The 1607-nt window shown below is 60.7% G+C and carries 1 protein-coding gene; it reads right to left on the reverse strand.

What is annotated here, in order from left to right:
- Positions 1-107: 107 nt before the first annotated feature.
- Positions 108-1547 (reverse strand): IS1182 family transposase, encoded by a 1440-nt coding sequence (locus tag SAZ01S_RS23185; RefSeq protein ID WP_084584691.1) that lies wholly within the window; start codon positions 1545-1547, stop codon positions 108-110.
- Positions 1548-1607 lie beyond the last annotated feature (60 nt).

A 1607-nucleotide genomic window follows, 5' to 3' on the forward strand; every position in this document is an offset into this window, starting at 1 on the left:
GGCAGCAGTCGACCGAGGCTGTGTAGAAACGCTCGCTGGGTGGAAGGCGCGCGGGGTGGGGCTCAGAAGGCCGCGGTTATGGATTGCCAGGCCTTCGCACCGGGCTTTCAGGTGCGGATCGCTGCAATGAGCGGTTGAATGCCCATGATCTGGATCATTCGCTTCATATTGTAGGCCAGCACGCAGAAACTCATCTCGGTTCTGACGTTCTTGAGCGTCTTGGTCAGAAAATGGGTGCTGCCCATCCAGGATTTGAGCGTGCCAAAGACATGCTCGACGGTCCGGCGCCGGATACCCATGGCATTGGGTAACAGATCGAGCCGCCTTTGCATGGCATCGATGACCGCCTCATGCTTCCATCGTTTGACGCGCTTCACATATTCAGTGGTACAGCGCGGTCGCAGAATGCAGCTCTGGCAGGCGCTCAGGTTGCGGTAATGGTCGATGTCCCCATGATGATCGGACCGCGCACGCGCCTTGGTCAGATGCTCCCCAGCCGGGCATGTATAATGGTCGTGGTCGGCGTCGTACACGAAGTCGGCCTTGGTGAATAAACCGCGCTGCGCCTTGCCGGACGTGTCGGTTCTGGGCACGCAGGGCAAAATGCCGGTGCCTTCGCATTCCAGTACCTGTTCGCCGTTCATATAGCCGCGATCCGCCAGGACGGTGATCTCGGCTGCGGCAATGGCAGCTTGCGCTTGCCGGCTCATCGGCGCGAGTTGCGCCCGGTCATTGCCCTCGTTCACCACTTCGTGCGCGACAATGAGGTGATGTTCGGCGTCGACCGCTGCCTGCAGGTTGTAGCCGACAATGCCGGTACCGCGACCACTGCTGTTCATCGACCTGGCGTCCGGATCGGTCAGCGACACCTGACGATCGGGCGCCGCTTCGACCTGTGCGGCCATTTCCTTCAGGAACCGCATCTGGCCGCGCAAGCCCGCGATCTTCTCGCGGATCTGTTCGACCCGCGCTTGCGGAACGTCGCTGGTCTCACGATCGGCGCGATCAAGGGCCGCAAGGTAGCGCTCGATGCTGGCCTCGACCTGCTCGATCCGCTTGGCCGCCTTGTGTTCTGTGTAGTTGCGATCCCGGTTGTTCACCGCTTTGAACTTGCTGCCGTCGATCGCGACGGTCGCCTGTCCGAACAGGCTCAGCTGTCGGCACAGCACCACGAACTGGCTGCAGACCGCCCGGATCGCCGCACCATTGTCCCGTCGAAAATTCGCGATCGTCTTGAAGTCCGGTGCCAATCGACCCGTCAGCCACATCAGTTCGATATTGCGCTGGGCTTCGCGCTCCAGCCGCCGGCTCGACTGGATCCGGTTGAGATAGCCGTAAAGGTAGATCTTGAGCATCGTCGAAGGATGATAGGCCGGGCGCCCGGTATGCGCCGGCGTCGCCCCGGCAAAGCCAATTGCCACCAGATCCAGCTCGTCGATGAAGGCCTCGACGACCCGAACCGGATTATCTTCGGCGACATAATCATCGAGCGACGCCGGCAGAAGAAAATCCTGGCGACGGTCTTGTTCTTCCACGAAACGGCCCATCGAGAATCCTCCCGACATCACGGAAAACTATACCACGGAACAGCGTTTTTACACAGCCTC

Origin of the sequence: Sphingomonas azotifigens NBRC 15497 (assembly GCF_002091475.1) — a bacterium.
Classification (GTDB): Bacteria; Pseudomonadota; Alphaproteobacteria; order Sphingomonadales; family Sphingomonadaceae; genus Sphingomonas; species Sphingomonas azotifigens.

What these genes read in the sequence shown, in the direction of transcription:
- SAZ01S_RS23185 (WP_084584691.1), bottom strand. Translation starts at nt 1,547, where the DNA reads ATGGGCCGTTTCGTGGAAGAACAAGACCGTCGCCAGGATTTTCTTCTG.